Annotated in this window: 19 protein-coding genes; 18 read left to right on the plus strand and 1 reads right to left on the minus strand. The window is 55.7% G+C overall.

The genetic code is table 11. From position 1 onward, the window contains the following. Window positions 1-11: 11 nt before the first annotated feature. The 8 genes from DPF_RS12470 to DPF_RS13835 all read left to right on the plus strand — a co-directional run bounded on the left by DPF_RS12470 (window position 12) and on the right by DPF_RS13835 (window position 7,550). Complete coding sequence (locus DPF_RS12470; RefSeq protein WP_176724264.1) at window positions 12-737, plus strand: TIGR04282 family arsenosugar biosynthesis glycosyltransferase; 726 nt, start codon at window positions 12-14, stop codon at window positions 735-737. Between the two features lie 70 nt (window positions 738-807). Then, window positions 808-1,770 (plus strand): phosphotransferase family protein, encoded by a 963-nt coding sequence (locus tag DPF_RS12475; RefSeq protein WP_069860003.1) that lies wholly within the window; start codon window positions 808-810, stop codon window positions 1,768-1,770. Further along, window positions 1,746-2,708, plus strand: a complete 963-nt coding sequence (locus DPF_RS12480; protein ID WP_069860004.1) for an ABC transporter ATP-binding protein — start codon at window positions 1,746-1,748, stop codon at window positions 2,706-2,708. Before DPF_RS12475 ends, DPF_RS12480 begins: the two co-directional genes overlap by 25 nt. A gap of 222 nt (window positions 2,709-2,930) precedes the next feature. Then, window positions 2,931-4,154, plus strand: coding sequence for an ABC transporter substrate-binding protein (locus DPF_RS12485; protein ID WP_069860005.1), 1,224 nt, complete (start codon window positions 2,931-2,933; stop codon window positions 4,152-4,154). A gap of 10 nt (window positions 4,155-4,164) precedes the next feature. Continuing rightward, window positions 4,165-5,031 (plus strand): ABC transporter permease, encoded by an 867-nt coding sequence (locus DPF_RS12490; RefSeq protein ID WP_069860165.1) that lies wholly within the window; start codon window positions 4,165-4,167, stop codon window positions 5,029-5,031. Continuing rightward, on the plus strand, window positions 5,028-5,819 hold the full coding sequence (locus DPF_RS12495; RefSeq protein WP_069860006.1) for an ABC transporter permease: 792 nt from the start codon (window positions 5,028-5,030) through the stop codon (window positions 5,817-5,819). Before DPF_RS12490 ends, DPF_RS12495 begins: the two co-directional genes overlap by 4 nt. Before the next feature lie 130 nt (window positions 5,820-5,949). Beyond that, complete coding sequence (locus tag DPF_RS12500; protein ID WP_069860007.1) at window positions 5,950-7,455, plus strand: sodium-dependent transporter; 1,506 nt, start codon at window positions 5,950-5,952, stop codon at window positions 7,453-7,455. Then, window positions 7,455-7,550: a MetS family NSS transporter small subunit gene (locus DPF_RS13835; RefSeq protein WP_088178346.1), complete on the plus strand. Its 96-nt coding sequence runs from the start codon at window positions 7,455-7,457 to the stop codon at window positions 7,548-7,550. The genes DPF_RS12500 and DPF_RS13835 overlap by 1 nt, the downstream gene beginning before the upstream one ends. A gap of 102 nt (window positions 7,551-7,652) precedes the next feature. Here DPF_RS13835 and DPF_RS12505 read toward each other — a convergent pair whose 3' ends face one another. After that, window positions 7,653-8,516, minus strand: a complete 864-nt coding sequence (locus DPF_RS12505; protein ID WP_176724265.1) for a DMT family transporter — start codon at window positions 8,514-8,516, stop codon at window positions 7,653-7,655. 420 nt (window positions 8,517-8,936) lie between these two features. On the opposite strand from DPF_RS12505, the gene DPF_RS12510 reads away from it, so the two are divergent. From DPF_RS12510 to pal, 10 genes are all read left to right on the plus strand, one after another. Then, window positions 8,937-10,016 carry a phosphotransferase family protein gene (locus DPF_RS12510; protein WP_069860008.1) on the plus strand — a complete coding sequence of 360 codons (1,080 nt, stop codon included), beginning with the start codon at window positions 8,937-8,939 and terminating at the stop codon, window positions 10,014-10,016. Between the two features lie 65 nt (window positions 10,017-10,081). Beyond that, the gene (locus DPF_RS12515; protein WP_069860009.1) at window positions 10,082-10,705 is read left to right on the plus strand and encodes an adenylyl-sulfate kinase; all 624 of its coding nucleotides are present in this window, start codon (window positions 10,082-10,084) and stop codon (window positions 10,703-10,705) included. Window positions 10,706-10,774: 69 nt separating this feature from the next. Next, window positions 10,775-12,109, plus strand: coding sequence for a tRNA (N6-isopentenyl adenosine(37)-C2)-methylthiotransferase MiaB (gene miaB, locus DPF_RS12520; protein ID WP_069860010.1), 1,335 nt, complete (start codon window positions 10,775-10,777; stop codon window positions 12,107-12,109). Between the two features lie 41 nt (window positions 12,110-12,150). Further along, entirely contained in the window at window positions 12,151-12,597 is a 447-nt protein-coding gene (locus DPF_RS12525) for a bifunctional nuclease family protein (protein WP_369689598.1), read from the plus strand. A 22-nt stretch (window positions 12,598-12,619) separates the two neighbouring features. After that, complete coding sequence (locus DPF_RS12530) at window positions 12,620-13,342, plus strand: histidinol phosphate phosphatase domain-containing protein (RefSeq protein ID WP_083254711.1); 723 nt, start codon at window positions 12,620-12,622, stop codon at window positions 13,340-13,342. Window positions 13,343-13,419: 77 nt separating this feature from the next. Beyond that, entirely contained in the window at window positions 13,420-14,130 is a 711-nt protein-coding gene (locus DPF_RS12535) for a MotA/TolQ/ExbB proton channel family protein (RefSeq protein WP_069860012.1), read from the plus strand. Window positions 14,131-14,137: 7 nt separating this feature from the next. After that, window positions 14,138-14,548: a protein TolR gene (tolR, locus tag DPF_RS12540; protein WP_069860013.1), complete on the plus strand. Its 411-nt coding sequence runs from the start codon at window positions 14,138-14,140 to the stop codon at window positions 14,546-14,548. 116 nt (window positions 14,549-14,664) lie between these two features. After that, window positions 14,665-15,387 carry a cell envelope integrity protein TolA gene (tolA, locus tag DPF_RS12545; RefSeq protein WP_069860014.1) on the plus strand — a complete coding sequence of 241 codons (723 nt, stop codon included), beginning with the start codon at window positions 14,665-14,667 and terminating at the stop codon, window positions 15,385-15,387. 274 nt (window positions 15,388-15,661) lie between these two features. Next, window positions 15,662-17,017, plus strand: a complete 1,356-nt coding sequence (locus tag DPF_RS12550; protein ID WP_069860167.1) for a PD40 domain-containing protein — start codon at window positions 15,662-15,664, stop codon at window positions 17,015-17,017. Between the two features lie 122 nt (window positions 17,018-17,139). Continuing rightward, complete coding sequence (gene pal, locus DPF_RS12555; RefSeq protein WP_069860015.1) at window positions 17,140-17,748, plus strand: peptidoglycan-associated lipoprotein Pal; 609 nt, start codon at window positions 17,140-17,142, stop codon at window positions 17,746-17,748. The last annotated feature ends 43 nt before the right edge of the window (window positions 17,749-17,791 follow it).

Genomic DNA, 17,791 nt, shown 5'->3' on the forward strand with positions numbered 1-17,791 from the left:
CGGGGATGTTGATGGAATGTGCTGACGATCAGGCCTGCATAGATCCGCAGGACTGCTGCGTCCTTTTGATGGCGCGATTGCCGGTATTGGGCAGGGTTAAAACCCGTTTGGCGCGTGCAGTCGGGGACGAGCATGCCCTGGAATTGTATCGATGTTTCGTGCTGGATACCCTGGCTGTGCTGGATACCCTTTCGGCGTCCCTGATTGTGTGCTTTACCCCGGAAGACGGACGTACGGACATGGCTCGCTGGCTGGGAGAAGAACGTACGTATCTGGCCCAGCAGGGGAGCGATCTGGGTGAACGTATGGATGCGGCCTTTACCCATGCCTTTGCCAGGGGATATGCCCGGGTCCTTCTTGTTGGAAGCGATATCCCGGGCCTGTCGGCGCATGTTCTGGAGCATGGGCTGATCGCGCTTGGTGATCATGATGCCTGCCTGGCTCCGGCGCAGGACGGGGGGTATTATTGCATCGGTTTTACCAGATCCGGGTATTGCCCGGAGGTCTTTCGAAATATGGTCTGGAGCACGGGCGATGTTTTTGTCCGGACCTGCAAAAGGCTTGAACAGGGCGGGGCCTCCCTGCATCTGTTGCCCTTGGCAGATGATGTGGATACCGTCTCTGATCTGGCCGGTTTCTGGCAACGTTCAGCAACAGGCACGCCTTCCCTGACCAGGGCGTATCTGGAACGCACAGGACTGGGGAAGTTGCTGCAAGAGGCGCCGTCCTCAGGGTGACCTTCCGGATCCCCCATGGGGGCCGTGGGCGCGGTGTTGCATCCTGACCCGGCACAACCAGCCAATACACATGTCTATGATCAAACGCATCCATGCGTATCTCAACCAGTCGGGATGGGTGAAGCCTCCTTGGGACATCTCCTTTCTCGCTTCTGGTGAGTACCACGAGAACTATCTTGTTGCAGCTCAAGGGGCGCGGTATGTTTTCCGCATTAACCACGGCAGTCAGCTGGGATTGGCCGACCAGGTGGGGTACGAGTTCAGGGTTCTGAAGGCCCTGGCAAACAGCGGGGTTACACCTCGGCCGTATGCGGTTGATCCGGGGCCCAATGTCTTTGGTTCCGGCGTGTTGCTCATGGAATACGTGCCTGGCGTGCCCCTTAACTATCAAACCGATCTGAAAAAGGCTGCGGCCATTTTTGCCCGGATTCACAGCCAGCCCGTGGTGGCCGGCCTGATTCGTCAGGACGATCCCCTTTCGGCCATAGCCGAGGAATCCCTTGGCCTGGTCCATCGGTATCCTGATCATCCCAGAACCCGGGAAAAGGAGCTGATTCTTCGATACCACGGGAAGATCCTTGAGCTTGTGGAGCACAATAGGGATCTTTTTGCCAATGAATCTCCGTGCATCGTGAACACCGAGGTCAATGCCGGGAATTTCTGCATGGGCCCGGATCGTTCCTATCTTGTGGATTGGGAAAAGGCCGTGATTTCTTCCCGATACCAGGATCTGGGGCATTTTCTGGTGCCCACAACAACCTTGTGGAAAACGGATCACATCTGCACACCTGAGGAACGGCATGTCTTTTTGGAGGCGTACCAGGCTGCGTGCGATCAGGCTTTGGTCCTGGACGAACTGGTTTTCAAGACCGGGATGCTCATGCGGACCATAGCCCTACGGGCCACAGCATGGTGTTTCATGGCCTGGTACGAGTATACCCGGCAGGATCGGGGGCTCCGCCATCAAGGCACCTTCGAGCGCATCACCTCTTTTCTGGACAATCTTGAATGGATCTTCAACTCCGTGGAATAAGCAAGCAGTACAACGGCAAGCCGGTTTTGCAGGATGTTTCCTTTGACGTGGCCAAGGGCGAGTTTGTTGCCCTTGTGGGTCCTTCGGGCGCGGGCAAGACCACCTTGCTCAAGGTCATCGCCGGGCTGGAAGATCCTGATGGCGGCGAGATTCATTGTTCCTTTGCTTCGAGCAAGGAACGGCCGATCATTCTGGTGTTTCAGGATTTTCTTCTCTTTCCCACCATGACGGTCTTTGAGAACATCGCCTTTGGCCTGCGGGCCCGCAAGTTCCCCAAAACGGTGATCAGGGAACGGGTCGAGCATATGCTGCACTATTTTCAACTGGAAAACAGGGCCAACGCGTATCCTGCCCAGCTTTCGGGAGGCCAGCAGCAACGGGTGGCCATTGCACGCGGCATGGTGGTCAATCCGGCGGTCATGTTGCTTGACGAGCCCTTTGCCAATCTGGACAGGTCCCTGCGACTGGAAACAGCCGGGTTTATCCGCAGGACCCAACAGGAGTTCGGCATTACCACCATTGCCGTGACCCATGATCTTGATGAGGCCCTGGCCGTTTCCGACAGCATGGGCGTGCTCATGAAGGGCCGCCTGGAGCAGATGGGAACCCCCAAAGAGGTCTATTTCTTCCCCAAAAATCAGCAAGTTGCCAGGTTTCTGGGACCCATGAACACGATTCCTGCAGACATGTTTCACCTTCTTGATATGGATGTTGCCCCGGGTACAAGGGAATTGCTGGTTCGACCCGAGGCCCTGGATCTTGCTGCCGATCCTGACGGCCCGGGAACGATCCGCGAAGTGCGATTTTCCGGCCATTATCAGGCCTGTGTGGTGGCTGTTGGAGGCCGTGAGCTGGTGATCTATCAAAAGCCCAATGGTCTGCGCACCGGCCATCGGGTTCGGATTCGGGTCAATGCGGATCTGGGCACCAGGGAATAACGCTGGGAGCTGCAACGGGAGAGGCGACAAGGGCGGTTATGATGGCCATCCCGGCAGAAGGATGATGGCGAAGATGTTTTATCTGATCAGACCGGATATCCTGCGCGGTGTTAGGGGTATGGGCACCGTGTGGGAACAGGCTTGTTGCGGTTTTTGTCCCGGGCACTGAGCGTACACCTCTGGGCCTGGATCGGTGTCCCCCTGAACCTGCTGGAGATTGCTATGAATAAAGGGATCTGGTTGTTGCTGGTCATGGTCATGCTGGTTGTCTCCTGTGGCAGCCAGGAGGAAAAAAAGGACTGGTTGCATCAGGATTTTGATGCCATCACCCAGGCGGCGCGCAATACCGAGGTCCGCTGGTATATGTATGGTGGGTGGTCCCATGTGAATTCCTGGGTGGACACCTGGGTCAGCGAAGAGCTTGCTTCAAGATACGGCATTCGTCTTGTGCGCGTCCCCATGGATGCCTCGGTCTTTGTCAACAAGCTCCTTGCTGAAAAAGCGGCCGGCAAAGAGACCGGAGTCATTGATCTGTTGTGGATCAATGGGGAAAATTTCAAAAACGCCAAGGAAGCCGGACTGCTTACCGGACCCTTTACCCCGTTGCTTCCCCATTTCACGACACTTTTTGATCCAGATGCCGCAGCCCATGATTTCGGCTACCCTGTGGACGGGTATGAAGCCCCATGGGGCCGTGCTCAATTCGTGCTGGAGTATGATACCGCCAGGACACCAGAGCCGCCGCACACCCTGGACGAGCTCAAAACGTGGATCAAGGCCCATCCCGGCAGATTCACCTACCCCCAGCCCCCGGATTTCACGGGGTCGGCCTTTGTCCGCCAGGTGTTCTACGCGGTGACCGGGGGAGCGCAGCAGTACATGTCCGGGTTTGATCAGGCCCTGTTTGACGCCCGGGTTCCGGCTCTCTGGGCGTGGCTCAACGAGGTCAAGCCCTATCTCTGGCAGGAAGGCAAAACCTACCCCAAGGACAGTGGGATTCTGGATACCCTGTTTGCCCGAGGTGAAGTGGACATGTCCATGTCCTATCATCCCTCCCATGCCCAGACCAAAATTCTGGAATCCGCCTATCCCTCCACCGTGAGGACCTTTGTGCTCAGGGACGGGTCAGTGGCCAATACCCATTTTCTGGCCATTCCCTTTAATGCGCCCAATGTGCCCGGGGCTTTGGTTGTGGCGAATTTTCTCCTGTCCGTGGATGCCCAGGTTGCCAAATACCGACCTGATAACTGGGGTGATTTCCCCGCCTTGGACATGAATCGGCTCTCGCCTGAAGAAAGAGACCGGTTCGACCAGGTGGATCTGGGCCCGGCCACCCTCAGTGCCCGGTATCTGGCGGATTATGCTGTTCCGGAAATCCCCTCGGCCTACCTGGAGGCCATTGAACAGGGCTGGAACGAACATGTCCTTGGAAACGCGGGGCCGTAAACCAGTGGTCATGACCCGACGAGCTCTTCTTCTTCGGCTTTCTCCCTTGCTCATTCCGTATGTCAGTTTCTTTTGCGCGGGGGTGGTCCTTGCGTTTGTGCAGTCACTGGGCCTGATGAGCCCTGTGCCCCTGCATCAGGACTATCTGGACGCCTATGTTCGTCTGTTTGACTCACCCTGGTTTTATGAGATGTTCGGGTTTTCCCTGTACGTGGCCCTGATTTCGGCCCTGATCGCCACGGCCGGGGGAACCCTGCTGGCCTACGGCATCTGGGGGATGCCGGTTGTGCTCAGGCGGATGAGTGTGGTGTACAAGACAACCCTCATCCTGCCCCATATCGCCATCGGGTTCATCATTATGGTTCTGTGCAGCCAGTCCGGTGTCTTGGCCTCCCTTGCCCATGCTCTCGGACTCATTGCCCGACCCGAAGAATTTCCAAACATGCTTTATGATCAGTCGGGCCTGGGGCTCATTGCCGCGTACACCTACAAGGAAATGCCGTTTGCCATACTCATGGTGCTTGGCCCCCTGGCCGGGTTCGACCGTCGTCTGGTCACTTGTGCGCGGATGTTCGGGGCAACAAGGACGGCGATTTTTTGGCGCATCATTCTTCCCCATATTGCGCCGGCCATGCATTCCGCGTTCATCATCCTCTTCCTGTACGCCTTTGGGGCCTTTGACATCCCGTATATCCTTGGCAGCAGCAAACCGGCCATGCTGAGCATCGAGGTCTACAATCTGTATTTCAAGCGGGATCTGATCAACAGACCCACGGCTCTGGCCATGCTCATGCTCATGCTGCTTTTTTCGGTTCTGTTCATCATGCTCTATTCCAGGGTGGTTGCTTCCCTGAGGGCACAGGAGAGAAAATTGTGAGGCATGTCCTGCTGTTGGCTTTTCTGGTTATTGTTTTTGTACTCCCCTTGGTGGTGCTGGGCGGGTATGCCCTGGCTCCCCGGTGGCAGTTTCCCCATCTGATCCCCGAGGCGTTTGATTTCGGTTCCCTTGCCTTTCTGTATCGCGAGCATGCTTCCCTCATGCGACACATGATGTCCTCGGTGGGGTATTCCCTGGCAACGGTTCTTGTTTCCCTGGTCATGTGCTATGGCCCGGCCCGGGTCATGGCTCGGCAATCGTTTGCCGGTCGGCATCTGCTGGAGGGGTTTCTCCTGGCTCCGGCCCTTGTCCCGCCCATGACTTTTGCCATGGGGTTGCATGTCCTGTTCATCAGGATGTCCCTGGCGGATACGCTGCTCGGTGTGGTCCTGGTTCTGGCCGTTTTCAGCTACCCCTACATGCTCCGGGCCCTCATTGCCGGATTTCATGTTGTTGACAATTCCTATGCCCTGTGCGCGGCAAATCTGGGCGCTTCCCCGTGGACCGTATTTGCACGGGTTGAACTGCCTTTGCTGCTTCCGGCGATTATTGCCGGGGGAAGCGTGGTCTTCCTGGTTGCCTTTTCCGAATATTTTCTTGTTTTTCTCATCGGTGGCGGGGCAGTGCCCTCCTTTACCGGCTATCTCTTTCCGATTCTCTCCTCCTCCAACAGATCCCTGGGATCGGTATTGACTCTGGTTTTTGTGGCCGTTCCCCTGGTGTTTTTTGTCCTTATTGAATGGGTTGTGGGACGTTCCTTTCGCCGCATGGGCGTGGGGAGCATGTAGGTGCTTTTTATCAAAGTTATACATGGCTGTCCTTGACACTTGCTATGCATGGACCTACGACCTCTGCCGGAATAATGCTAAAATGTGGTGGTAGTATTTCTGGAGGATTTCCAAAGGAGGAGTTGATTCAATGAAACGAGAGCAGTGGGGCACCAGGGTGGGTTTTATCCTGGCTGCAGTTGGTTCGGCTATCGGTCTGGGGAATATCTGGCGATTTCCCTATATCACCTATGAAAATGGCGGGGGCGCCTTTTTGATCCCCTATTTTTTCGCCATGCTCACGGCCGGTATTCCGTTCATGATTCTGGAATTTGGTGTCGGGCACAAATTCAGGGGGTCCGCACCCAAGATTTTTTCAGCCCTTTCCAAAAAATGGGAATGGCTTGGCTGGTGGCAGATCGTGGTCTCCTTTACCATCGCTGTCTATTATGTGGCGGTTGTTGCCTGGTCCATCGTGTACTGCTGGCTTTCCTTTGATCAGGGATGGGGAGACAATACCGGTGATTTCTTTTTCAAGAGTTTCCTCCATCTTTCCGGAAGTCCTACCGAAATAGGGAATATCCAGTGGCCCATTCTGGGGGCCATCACGTTTTCGTGGTTTGTGTGCTGGATTTTTCTGTACCGTGGCGTGCGCACGGGTATTGAAACCGCGGGCAAGATCTTCATGCCCCTTCTTTTCTTCATGGTCATCCTGTTCATGGGCCGGGCCATCTTTTTGCCCGGGGCCAGCACCGGACTTGACTGGTTTCTCAAGCCGGATTTTTCCCGAATCCTGGATTACAAGGTGTGGGCGGCTGCCTACGGTCAGATTTTCTATTCCCTGAGCATCGGGTTCGGGATCATGCTTACGTATTCCAGTTACCTGCCCAAGAAATCGGACATCAACAACAACGCCTTTATCACCGTGTTCATCAACTGCGGTTTCAGCATGATCGCCGGATTGATGATCTTTTCCGTTCTGGGCAACATGGCCGTGCAGCAGGGCGTACCTGTTTCCGAAGTGGTTGGTTCAGGCGTGGGCCTGGCCTTTATCACCATTCCCAAGGCCATCAATCTGCTGCCCGCTCCGGTGTTTTTCGGAAGCATCTTTTTCCTGGCATTGGTGTTTGCGGGGTTGAGTTCGGAAATTTCCATCTGTGAAACCGTTATTTCTTCCCTTATTGACAAGTTCGGATGGAACCGGAAGGCCGCGGCCACGCTTTTTTGCGTGGTGGGGTTTGGCGTGAGTGTGGTTTTTTCCACAAGCGCCGGACTGTTGATCCTGGATATTGTCGACCACTTTGCCAATAACTACGGTATCCTGCTCGGTGGTCTGGCAGAAATGATCTTCCTGTCTTGGGTGCTCAATCTCGAGGACGTCAGGAAGTACGTCAATTCCATTTCCGATTTTGCCGTTGGGTCCTGGTGGAACATCAGCCTCAAGTACGTGACCACATTCTGTCTGGGGTACATGGTTATTGCCAATCTGATCAGCGATTTCTCCAAACCCTATGGCGGATATCCCGTGAGTTCCCTGTTTTATTTCGGATGGCATGTGCTTGAATTGACCCTGCTTTTGGCGTTGATCATGCATTTCAAGCCGTCTGCTTCCGAACCCCAGCCCGTCAAGGTTTCCAGTCAGGGAGGTCGTCACTAATGTCCACATCCGCAGTTATCATGCTCATCTTTGGTTTGACCATCACGTGGGGAGGCGCTGCCGTGTGCATCTCCAAGGCAATGAAGAAAAGCTAGCGATCCTTCAGCTTTACTAAACACCCAAAAGGCCCCTGATGCGCTGACGCGTCAGGGGCCTTTTGGGTGTCGGGGCAGGGAGCATCCGGGAGCCCACGCGGGCTATGCCGCTTTCGTGTCGGTATATACCAGGAGCAGCACCGCTCCCAGAATGGTCGAGATCCCGAGATATCCGGTCAGGGTAAACCGTTCCCCCCACCAGAAATAGGCCATGACTCCGGCAACCACTGGTTCCAGCGTGGCCACGATGGCGGCCTTGGACGCATCAAGATGTTTGAGACCGATGCAGTAGAAGGTGTAGGCGCCAAAGGTGGTGGCCAGTCCCAGAAAAAAGACCGCAGCCAGTCCGATGGGAGTCATGGGGTGGAAGTGGATCCAGGGGAGCAGTCCCAAGAGGCCGACCGGAAGGGTATAGGCGAAGATGGTGTGGGTGGGATAGATGTTCAGATAGTGCTTTCCGAAAATATAATACAGGGCATAGCTCAGCCCGGCCACAAGGCCTGCGGCAATGCCCAGGGGGGTGACTCGGATCGCTTGAGTGGCAGAGGATCCCAGGGCCACGCCCGCGACCCCGGCGATGGTCAGGCCGACACAGACGAGCTTCATGGATGTCAGGGTTTCCCCGAGGATCAATCGGGCCAGGATGGCGACCCAGGCCGGCGCGGTATACAGAAGAACCGCTGCCAGGGCGGCCCCGCTGTTTTGAACCGCGATCTGATAGCTGCCGAAAAAAACGGTTACCCCAAGGAAACCGAACCCCGTGATCGCGGGAAGGTCCTTGGGGGCAATCTTGTACCCCCTGGTCCATACCGCCTGGGCAAGAAAAAAAATCCAGCCGAATCCGGCCCGCCAGAAGGCGACCTCAAGGGGGTCCATCCCCTGGGAAAAGGCGAGCTTGGAAAAAGGACCCAGACATCCCCAGAGGGTGGCGGCAGCAACAACCGGTAGAACACCTCGGATGATCATTCGTGCTCCTTAGTGATACGCATGCGCATGATTGACCGGGGATATGTACGAAGAGTCAGACACGCGGGCAAGGGAAATTTCCACCATACTCGGGCGTGTATCCGCATTGCAATCCGCCATGGCACCCGGCTTCCGGGGATTGCTGCTCCGGTTTTCCCTTTACCTGTGAGGCTGATGATCGTAAGAACCCTTGTGCTGATGACGGGCAGGGAACCGGCGATATCTGCCGGGATGATGATCCCGACATGAGTGCCACCGCCTGGACGGTCACGCGGGAACACGCACTACGGGAAGCGGCTGCAGTCAAACGCGTACGCCTCTGCCTTCTTTCCCCTCTTGTGTGGTATCGCTGCCAGCGCGTTGTAAGCGTATGAGAGATATGCCTGTCTGCAATAATCACGAACCGTACAAGGAGTTCCCATGCTTGAAATAACCGTTGACATGATAGAACGTTTTCTCAAGGAGACCCTGCCTGGCACCATCAAGCTGACCGGCCTTGGAGAGATCGGGTCCCTTGATGAACAGGGCATGAAGGATTTCGGGTATGGCAAGCCCATGCTCATTGCCTATGAGCAGGATGGCGTTGCCAAGCAGGCGGTCATTTCTTCCATGCGCGGTGATAAATACGGCCATCAATTTTATTGGGATCGGGCGGCCATCCTCATGTTCCAGTACGAGACCGGAACCAGGATCAAGCAGCATGTCCGTCCTCTTGGCCTTGGGTATGCCGATAAAAAAGGCAAGCTGGTTCCCATGAAAGATCCCGAGGAATTCTTCATCCTCAACGAAAAGGTCGAGGGGCACGATTATTTTCTTGATCTTGAGCGCATACGCAAGGGGCAGGTCACGGACAGCGACAGAGAACTGGCCCGCAAATTCGCCTTGTGGCTGGCAGATCTGCATGCCGAAAAAAGGGATGATCCTGATTTGTATCTGCGCAGGACCCGGCAGCTCATTGGGGATTCCGAATGCATCTGGGGGCTGGTGGACGGGTACCCCCATCCGTATGAACATTTCACGCCCAACCGGTTTATCGCCCTGGAGAAAAAGCTCATCGACTGGCGTTGGAAACTGCGCTCCTTTACCCACCGGTTGCGCGCAACCCATGGAGATTTTCATCCCTGGAACGTGCTTGTCAGGGAAGACAATGATTTTTCGGTTCTTGATTGCAGCCGGGGACTGTGGGGAGAACCGGGCGATGACGTGGCCACCATGAGCTGCAATTACCTGCTGTTTGGCTTGTACGATCAGCCTCGATTATCCGGTCCCTTTGAGTCCATATACCGCACTTTCTGGGACACCTATCTTGATGCCACCGGAGACGAGGAAATGCTCCGTGTTGTTGCTCCCTATTACGTATTTCGCGGGCTGGTCATTGCCTCGCCCGAGTGGTATCCCAACCATCCCCTGGAAGTTCGCAAGGGACTGCTCCGATTCCTGGAAAACGTGCTCGAGGACGAGGTGTTTGATTATGTCCATATCAACAAGTACATGGAGTAATGCGTGCACGGTGCGCAGTTTTGATGTGCAGCCATGCGGGTGAAACAACGCAACAGGACGCAGAAATGGCGGAAAGGGTAGATACAGACGACAGGGGATGGGCCTTGTGGTTCGTGGGCCTGCCCGGGTCGGGCAAGAGTTCCGTGGCCCGGGGGGTTGCAGAGGTGCTCTGGGCCCGGGGGAAGGATGTTGTCCATCTACAGATGGACGAGCGCAGGAAGGTCTATTTTCCCGAGCCCACCTATTCACCCCGGGAGCGGGCCCGGGCCTACGAGATGTTTGTTGACGAAGGTGCCTTGCTGGCGGGTTCCGGCAGGGGAGTCATTATGGACGGGACTGCTCCCAAAGTGGCCATGCGCACCCGTGCCAGGAACAAAATCGCCAGGTTTGCCGAGGTCTATGTTGCCTGCCCCCTGGAAGTGGCCATGCAGCGGGAAAAGAACCGTCCCCAGGGGCTGGTCATGGCCGGGCTGTATGCAAAGGCCCTTGAACGCAAGAAGAATGGGACGCAATTTCCCGGACTTGGTCAGGTCATTGGCGTGGACATTCCCTTTGAGGTGGACGAACATGCCGAATGCGTGGTTGACAATGTGTCCCTGACGTTGGAACAGGCGGTTGCCAGGGTCATCACCTGGTTTGATGGCTGGCAACATGAGCAAGCGGCACGATCCTCCCGGGACCGTTATTGATCGGGTGCCTGGCGCGCTGGCCCGTTTCCAGGGCTGTTTGCAGCCTCCCTTTTACCTAGAAGACAATCCATGAAGTTTCATATCATCACCTTTGGCTGCCAGATGAATGTCTGTGATTCGGACTGGCTGTCCTATTATCTGCAAACCTTGGGCTGGGAACCTGTTGCCGAGGAAGAGGCAGAGTGCTTTATTGTCAACACCTGCAGCGTGCGGGATAAACCCGAGCAAAAGGTGTACAGCCTTTTGGGTCGGCTCAAGGAATACTGGGAAGCCAATCCCCGCTGTTTTGTGGCGGTTGGAGGATGTGTGGCCCAGCAGGTGGGGACGGCTTTTTGGAAGCGGTTTCCCTTTGTCCGTCTGATTTTTGGAACAGACGGGGTTGCCAACGTACCCGCGGCCCTGCAGCAGATCGCCGATGATCCGGACCAGCGCATCAGTCTGCTGGACTTTCTTGATGAGTATCCCGAACGGGAAAACCGTTTTCCCGCTTTTCTGCCGGCACAGGCGTTTGTGAACATCATGCAGGGGTGTGACAATTTTTGCGCCTATTGCATTGTTCCCTACACCCGGGGACGCCAGAAATCACGGGCGAGCAGACTGGTATTGGATGAATGTCGGGCCCTGGTGGATCGTGGAGTGCGCGAGATCTCCCTGCTGGGTCAAAACGTCAACAGTTACGGTCTGGACGATCATGGAGATGGTGTCAGTTTTGCCGAGCTGTTGCACAAGGTGGCGGCCATCCCCGGACTGGACAGGTTGCGTTTCACCACATCCCATCCCAAGGACATTGCCGAGGAGGTCATTCAGGCATTCGGTTCCTTGCCCAACCTCTGTCCCCAGCTTCATCTGCCGGTCCAGTCCGGTTCCGATGCGCTCTTGAAATCCATGGGCCGCAAGTATACGCGGAAACGGTATGAAAAGATCGTCAGGGATCTCCGTGCGGTTTGTCCGGACATCGCCCTGACCACGGATCTCATTGTGGGGTTTCCAGGAGAAACCGACCAGGATTTCGAAGATACCCTTCAGCTCATGCGACTGGTTCGATATGAGAGCAGTTTTTCCTTCAAGTATTCGGACCGGCCCGGCGTGCGTGCCGAACGGATGACCAACAAGGTCCCTGAAGCCGTCAAGCAGGAACGGTTACAGCGGTTGCAGGCGTTGCAGGCCGAGCATACGATCCAGGCCCTTGAGGCCCGGGTGGGCAAACAGGACCAGGTTCTTGTGGAAGGGCGGAGCAGAAAATCCGACGACGAGACCCCGTGCTGGCGGGGCAGGGATCTGGGAGGACGGATCGTCAACTTTCACGGCGATGCCCCGGATCTTGTGGGCAAGATTGTTCCCGTAACCATTACCAAAGCGAAAAAGCACTCCCTTTGGGGAGAAGTGAGTGGTTCCCCATGGTAGAAATGAGCGTCTTTGGATTGGCCCTTGATGAGGATTCCCAGATGCCAATCCTTATCCTCAAGGATGCAACAGATACCCATGTTCTGCCCATCTGGATAGGGGCCATGGAAGCCATGGCCATTTCCATGGCCATCAACAAGGTTACCATGCCAAGGCCCATGACCCATGACCTGGTGCTGAACGTGATGAATGCCTTGGGCGGCAAGCTGGATCATGTGGAGATACTGTCCATTGAAAAGGGCACGTATTACGCATCCCTGGTGGTGACCAAGGGGGATGCGGTCACGCGGATCGACAGCCGGCCTTCGGACTCCATTGCCCTGGCCTTGAAGGCCGATGTGCCCATCATGGCGTCCAAGACCATGCTTGAACAGGCCCTTTCCCAGCAAAAGGGTGAGTATCAGGCGGTCATCGAAGGAGAAGACGCCAAGCAGTGGACAGAGATGTTGGCCAAGTACAACCTTGACGATATCAAATACAAGATGTGATGCCCTTGAAGGAATGCAATACATGATTGATTTGCACACCCATACCATTTTCAGCGATGGAGACCTTATCCCGGCAGAATCGGCGCAACGGGCTGCCGTGGCCGGTTACAAGGCCATGGCCTTCACCGATCATGCCGATGCCTCCAATATCGATTTGATCCTTGAACATGTCCGCCGGGCCAGCGAACAGCTTTCCGTGTATGCGGACATTGAATTGTATTGCGGGGTGGAGTTGACCCATATCCCTCCGGGATTGATCGGTGAAATGACCGAGTATGCCCGTTCTGCCGGGGCCGAGATCGTGGTGGTTCACGGGGAAACCATTGTGGAGCCTGTTCCCGTGGGCACCAATCTGGCGGCCATTGAAGCCGGAGTGGACGTTCTGGCTCATCCCGGTCTGATCACTCCCGAGGAAGTGGCCTTGGCTGCGGCCAAAAATGTGGCGTTGGAGATCACCACCCGCAAGGGGCACAGCCTGACCAACGGCCATGTGGCCTCCCTGGCCCGGGATCTGGGGGCACCTCTGGTGATCAACAATGACGCGCATACGGTGGGGGATATGGTCTCCAAAGCGATGCGGCAGAATATCGCCCTGGGAGCCGGAATGACCGTCAGCGAGATCCGCAAGGCCGAAGGCAACTCGCTGGCCATTGTGCAAAGGATCATGAAACGGCGTCTCAACCGTTTGGGCAAGGCCTCCCAGGCTGTTGCCGGGTCCGGGCAAAAAGCCCCAGACGCATCCTAACCCCGGCCATGATACCAACGCCTGTTACCGTCTGGAATCCAGACCGGAGCAGGCTCAACCGTTGATGGGAATCACGCATGGATATGTTGTCGCAACTTGGTTTTTGGTCCATGGTTTCCGGTGCCACCCTGGTGGTCAAATGTGTGCTTCTTCTTTTGGGCGCCATGTCTCTGGGGAGCTGGACAATCATCTTTTTCAAGTGGATACAACTTGTTGGTGTGCGGCGTCGGGCGGTTCGGGATTTTGACGAATTCGAGGCCACGGCCGATCTTGCCAAGGGAGTGGAAGTGTTGCGCAATGCCAAGGATTCTCCGTTGTATCCCATTGCTTTTGGTGCCCTGTCCGAAATGCGGCAGCTGGAAAAATCATCCCTGCATCCCTCATTGCTGTTCCGGGTATCGGGTGAAAATCTTCACCGGATTCTGCAGCAAGGGGTGAGCAAACAACTCGGTCAGCTCGCTTCGACCCTGTCCTTTTTGGGAACCTGCGCCAACGCGGCGCCGTTTATCGGGTTGTTCGGGACGGTCTGGGGAATCATGCATTCCTTCCATTCCATCGGGTTGCAAAAAACAGCCGCCCTGGCTGCTGTGGCTCCGGGTATTTCCGAGGCGCTGGTGGCAACGGCCATCGGGCTTGGTGTGGCCATTCCCGCAGCCATTGCCTACAATGCTTTTCTCGGGCTGCTCAATGGGATTGAAACGGAACTGAAAGCCTTTGCCGGGTCCTTCTTGAACCGGGCTCAACGGGAGCTTCCCTGGATGCAGGGGGGCAAGACCAGAAAAGAATAGGTAAGGTATGCGTTTTAATCCCCATCAGCGAGGTTTTCTGGCCGAGATCAATGTGACCCCCTTTGTGGATGTCATGCTGGTTCTTTTGATTATTTTCATGGTCACCGCGCCCATGCTCACCCAGGGGGTTGAGGTGGACCTGCCCAGGACAAAAACCGTTGAAACCCTGCCCGAGGACAGCGATCATCTGGTCTTGAGCATCAAAAAGGACGGCTCCCTGTTTCTGGACACCTATGCCGTGAAAATGGATGCCATGGAAACCCACCTCAAGAGGCTGGTTAAAGACAAGAACAAGCTCGTCTATCTCAAAGCCGACAAGGATGTTCCCTACGGTGTCGTTGTCAAGGTCATGGCACGGGTCAAAAAGGCAGGTATCGAAAAACTCGGGGTGGTCGCCGAACCCGAAGATGTTCACTAATCATGAGAGGGTGGCTAGGGCCGTCTTTGCCATGGACGAATATGATGCGACTTGTCAGCCTATTTTGCTCCATCGCACTCCACGCAGTACTTCTTGTGGCGGGGATGTCTGCGTCCATGGGGAGTTCCCTGCACGTTGATCTGGGAAAACGGGTCTATACCGTGGATCTGGTGACCTTGCCCGCTCCTGCGCCGGCCGTGGCATCCAGGAAAACAGCGCCTGTCCGGAAAAAGACTGCGTCCAAGCCCTCCAAATCAAAAGCAGTACCCGCCTTACCGTCCAAGTCCCGGCCCAAACCCAAGGCCAAACCGGTCAAAAAGATCAGCCCGAAAAAAACGCAGGCTCCCCAACGGGTTGCCAGGAAAAAACCCGCACCCCCCAAGAAAACCGAATCTTCCCGGCAGATCATTGCCCAGGCCCTCAAAGGGGTTCAGGGTGAAGTCAGCCAAAAGACGCGCAAGGAACAGCAGGATCTGGCCAGAGAGCTGGCCGGGTTGCGCAAGAGCGTGGATCAGGATAACAGAGCCACTGGTGGAAAAGGCACGACCTCCCAGGAATCAGGGCTTGTTCAGGTGTACGGCCGGATTGCCGAGACCGCCATCAAGGAGCATTGGCGGTTTCCCCGGGTGGGCGGGTCCAATCTGGCGGCCCGAATCGAGGTGCGCATTGATCCCGGCGGCAAGGTGCTCGGTACCAGGGTGCTTGTGTCTTCGGGGCGTACGGATTTTGACGGTTCGGCCCTGCGCGCCATCCATGAGGCAGAACCCCTGCCTGAACCTCCATCCCGGGACATTAAACGTTTGATCATTACTTTCAATTTGAGCGAGTTGCAGGAATAGTCAATTTGTCTGTTACCATCCGATTGCAGGCCGCTTGGTGAGATGGTCGATGTCTGAACAGGGCGAGTGGGAGGCGGAAGACGGGGCTGAAACCGGAAGGCCTGTTGGTATTCCGGAGCCGTTGCAGGGGTGAGTTGTCCGGGATGTGAAACATGTAGCCAGTCAATGGGAAAAGGAGAACCCGCCACCACGGGGCAGGGGTTCGTGTTCATAATCTGTTTTCTCCGTTCCATTGGAATAGCTTCAACAACATGGCATGGTTGTGCCAACCATTATGAATAAAATTCTTTTTGCTTGTCTGATGGTCCTGTTGGGAGGGGTGCTTCTTCCTCAAGGGAGCCTTGCTGCAGAATCCGCCGTTTCCATTGATATTTACGGTCCGGGACAAACCAGTGTCCGTTTGTATCAGGCCGATCCTCTGGCCATGAATGGCAAACCCTTTGCCAGGGTTCCTGCCAGACTTGAAAAGCTGGAAACAGCCCTGGGGAAGAACCTTGGGTTCTTGCCGTTTTTCGATTTTGTCGCCACCCAGGACATCCTTGGTGGCGGGGATCTGGGCGGGTTCAGGGCCCGGGACATGGACTTCAAGAAACTCCAGCTTTCCAAAGTCGATCTGGTGTTGACAACCGCCTGGGCAAGTCAGGGAGAATCTGGAAGGGCATCTGATGACGTTGAGCTGCGTGTCTTTGAGACCTTTACCGGACGTCTGGTCCTTGGTAAGGCCTACTCTATCCTGAATGACCAGCAGGTTCCCGAGGTGGTGACCCGTTTTTGTGCTGCCCTGATGCAGGAACTTACGGGAAGCGAGACCTTTTTCACCTCGCGAATCGCCTATGTCTGTCGTCAGGGAACCGCCAAGGAAATCTGTCTGATTTCACCCCAGGGCAATGATCTTTTCCAACTGACCCACTATAAGGGAATCAGCCTGAGTCCTGCGTGGTCTTCGAATGGCAACAGACTCGCCTTTTCGTATGTGGATGGTTCCGGTCACAGACTGGCCGTGTGGGACAGATCGACCCGGGAAATCACGAAGTACGATCTTCCGGGCCATACCTGTATCGGACCTGCCTTTGATGCGGACGATAATCTGGCCATAAGCATTGACCCCTTCGGCAATCCGGACATCTATCTCCTTGATGGATCCTTCAAGGTCAGGAATCTGCGCGCGCCTCTCATTGAAAACAGGGCCATCGACGTTTCAGCTTCCTTTGATCGCCAGGGCAAGCGCATGGCCTTTGTATCCAGCAGGTTCGGCAATCCGCATATCTTTGTGCTGGATCTGCATACCGGCAAAGTTACCCGCGTGACCTACGAGGGAACCTACAACACCTGTCCCAGCCTCAGTCCCGACGGCAATTTGCTGGCCTTTGCCCGCCGAACCGATGGCGGACACCGCATTTTTGTCACCGACCTGACCACAGGCATGGAACGGCAGGTAACCTTTGGCCCGGGCAATGATGAAGATCCGGCCTGGTCGCCGGATGGGTATTTTCTGGCTTTCACGTCCAACAGGACAGGTACTTACCAGCTGTATGTGGCCACCAAGTACGGTGATAATGCCAAGCATATCCCCACAGGTCCCGGTGATGCCACTGCGCCGTCCTGGTCGCCGGTGGCCTGGCAGAAGTAGGGGATCTTTGATAGCTTGCCCGCTTTTCTGGTGTTGTGGAGTCCGTGAATCAGCCGCTAGCTGAATGGTTATGATACTTGTGTACAAACCGCTCAAACGACATTTTACTCCTGGAGGGATCTATGATGCACCGTGATCTGCGTTGGTTGGTTCTGCTGGTCTTGTCATGTCTTGTCTGTTTTGGTTGCGCCAAAAAACAGATTACGCCCCAGGCAACACCGCCTGCCTCTCAGGAATCCATGCAGTACGATCAGAACGGGATGCAGACGGGAATGGATCAGGCTGTCGAAGCAAAGGAAGCGGCCCAGGAACTGCGTGAGCGTCAGCTCATGGAGGAGCAGCGGGCCAATGAGGAGCGTGCCAGGCAGGAGGCCATGGTAGTGGAAACAGTCCAACGGCTTGAGAACGACCGGATCTATTTTGACTTTGATTCCTTTGAGCTCAAGCCCCAGTCCCGGACCATTTTGCAGAACAAGGCCGAATTGCTCAAACAAATGCCTGACCTCAAACTACGCATTGAGGGCCATTGTGACGAACGGGGCACGGATGAATATAATCTGGCTCTGGGGGAAAAACGCGCTCGGGTGGCCTATGAATTTCTGATCCTGCTCGGCGTTGAACCCCAACGGTTACAGATCATCAGTTATGGAGAGGAATATCCGGCCGATCCAGGGCATAACGAAACCGCCTGGGCATTGAACCGGCGTGACGAGTTCAAGGTGTTCAAATAGTTCAAGGTCATCAAGGGGTCTCCCATGGACCTGCCATGACTTC

Source organism: Desulfoplanes formicivorans, from assembly GCF_001748225.1.
Lineage (GTDB): Bacteria > Desulfobacterota > Desulfovibrionia > Desulfovibrionales > Desulfomicrobiaceae > Desulfoplanes > Desulfoplanes formicivorans.

Excerpts from the sequence above, each read along its gene's own strand:
- DPF_RS12470 (WP_176724264.1), top strand. The coding sequence starts at position 12 with ATGGAATGTGCTGACGATCAGGCCTGCATAGATCCGCAGGACTGCTGC.
- DPF_RS12475 (WP_069860003.1), top strand. The coding sequence starts at position 808 with ATGTCTATGATCAAACGCATCCATGCGTATCTCAACCAGTCGGGATGG.
- DPF_RS12480 (WP_069860004.1), top strand. The coding sequence starts at position 1,746 with ATGGATCTTCAACTCCGTGGAATAAGCAAGCAGTACAACGGCAAGCCG.
- DPF_RS12485 (WP_069860005.1), top strand. The coding sequence starts at position 2,931 with ATGAATAAAGGGATCTGGTTGTTGCTGGTCATGGTCATGCTGGTTGTC.
- DPF_RS12490 (WP_069860165.1), top strand. The coding sequence starts at position 4,165 with ATGACCCGACGAGCTCTTCTTCTTCGGCTTTCTCCCTTGCTCATTCCG.
- DPF_RS12500 (WP_069860007.1), top strand. The coding sequence starts at position 5,950 with ATGAAACGAGAGCAGTGGGGCACCAGGGTGGGTTTTATCCTGGCTGCA.
- DPF_RS13835 (WP_088178346.1), top strand. The coding sequence starts at position 7,455 with ATGTCCACATCCGCAGTTATCATGCTCATCTTTGGTTTGACCATCACG.
- DPF_RS12505 (WP_176724265.1), bottom strand. The coding sequence starts at position 8,516 with ATGATCATCCGAGGTGTTCTACCGGTTGTTGCTGCCGCCACCCTCTGG.
- DPF_RS12510 (WP_069860008.1), top strand. The coding sequence starts at position 8,937 with ATGCTTGAAATAACCGTTGACATGATAGAACGTTTTCTCAAGGAGACC.
- DPF_RS12515 (WP_069860009.1), top strand. The coding sequence starts at position 10,082 with ATGGCGGAAAGGGTAGATACAGACGACAGGGGATGGGCCTTGTGGTTC.
- miaB (WP_069860010.1), top strand. The coding sequence starts at position 10,775 with ATGAAGTTTCATATCATCACCTTTGGCTGCCAGATGAATGTCTGTGAT.
- DPF_RS12525 (WP_369689598.1), top strand. The coding sequence starts at position 12,151 with ATGCCAATCCTTATCCTCAAGGATGCAACAGATACCCATGTTCTGCCC.
- DPF_RS12530 (WP_083254711.1), top strand. The coding sequence starts at position 12,620 with ATGATTGATTTGCACACCCATACCATTTTCAGCGATGGAGACCTTATC.
- DPF_RS12535 (WP_069860012.1), top strand. The coding sequence starts at position 13,420 with ATGGATATGTTGTCGCAACTTGGTTTTTGGTCCATGGTTTCCGGTGCC.
- tolR (WP_069860013.1), top strand. The coding sequence starts at position 14,138 with ATGCGTTTTAATCCCCATCAGCGAGGTTTTCTGGCCGAGATCAATGTG.
- tolA (WP_069860014.1), top strand. The coding sequence starts at position 14,665 with ATGGGGAGTTCCCTGCACGTTGATCTGGGAAAACGGGTCTATACCGTG.
- DPF_RS12550 (WP_069860167.1), top strand. The coding sequence starts at position 15,662 with ATGAATAAAATTCTTTTTGCTTGTCTGATGGTCCTGTTGGGAGGGGTG.
- pal (WP_069860015.1), top strand. The coding sequence starts at position 17,140 with ATGATGCACCGTGATCTGCGTTGGTTGGTTCTGCTGGTCTTGTCATGT.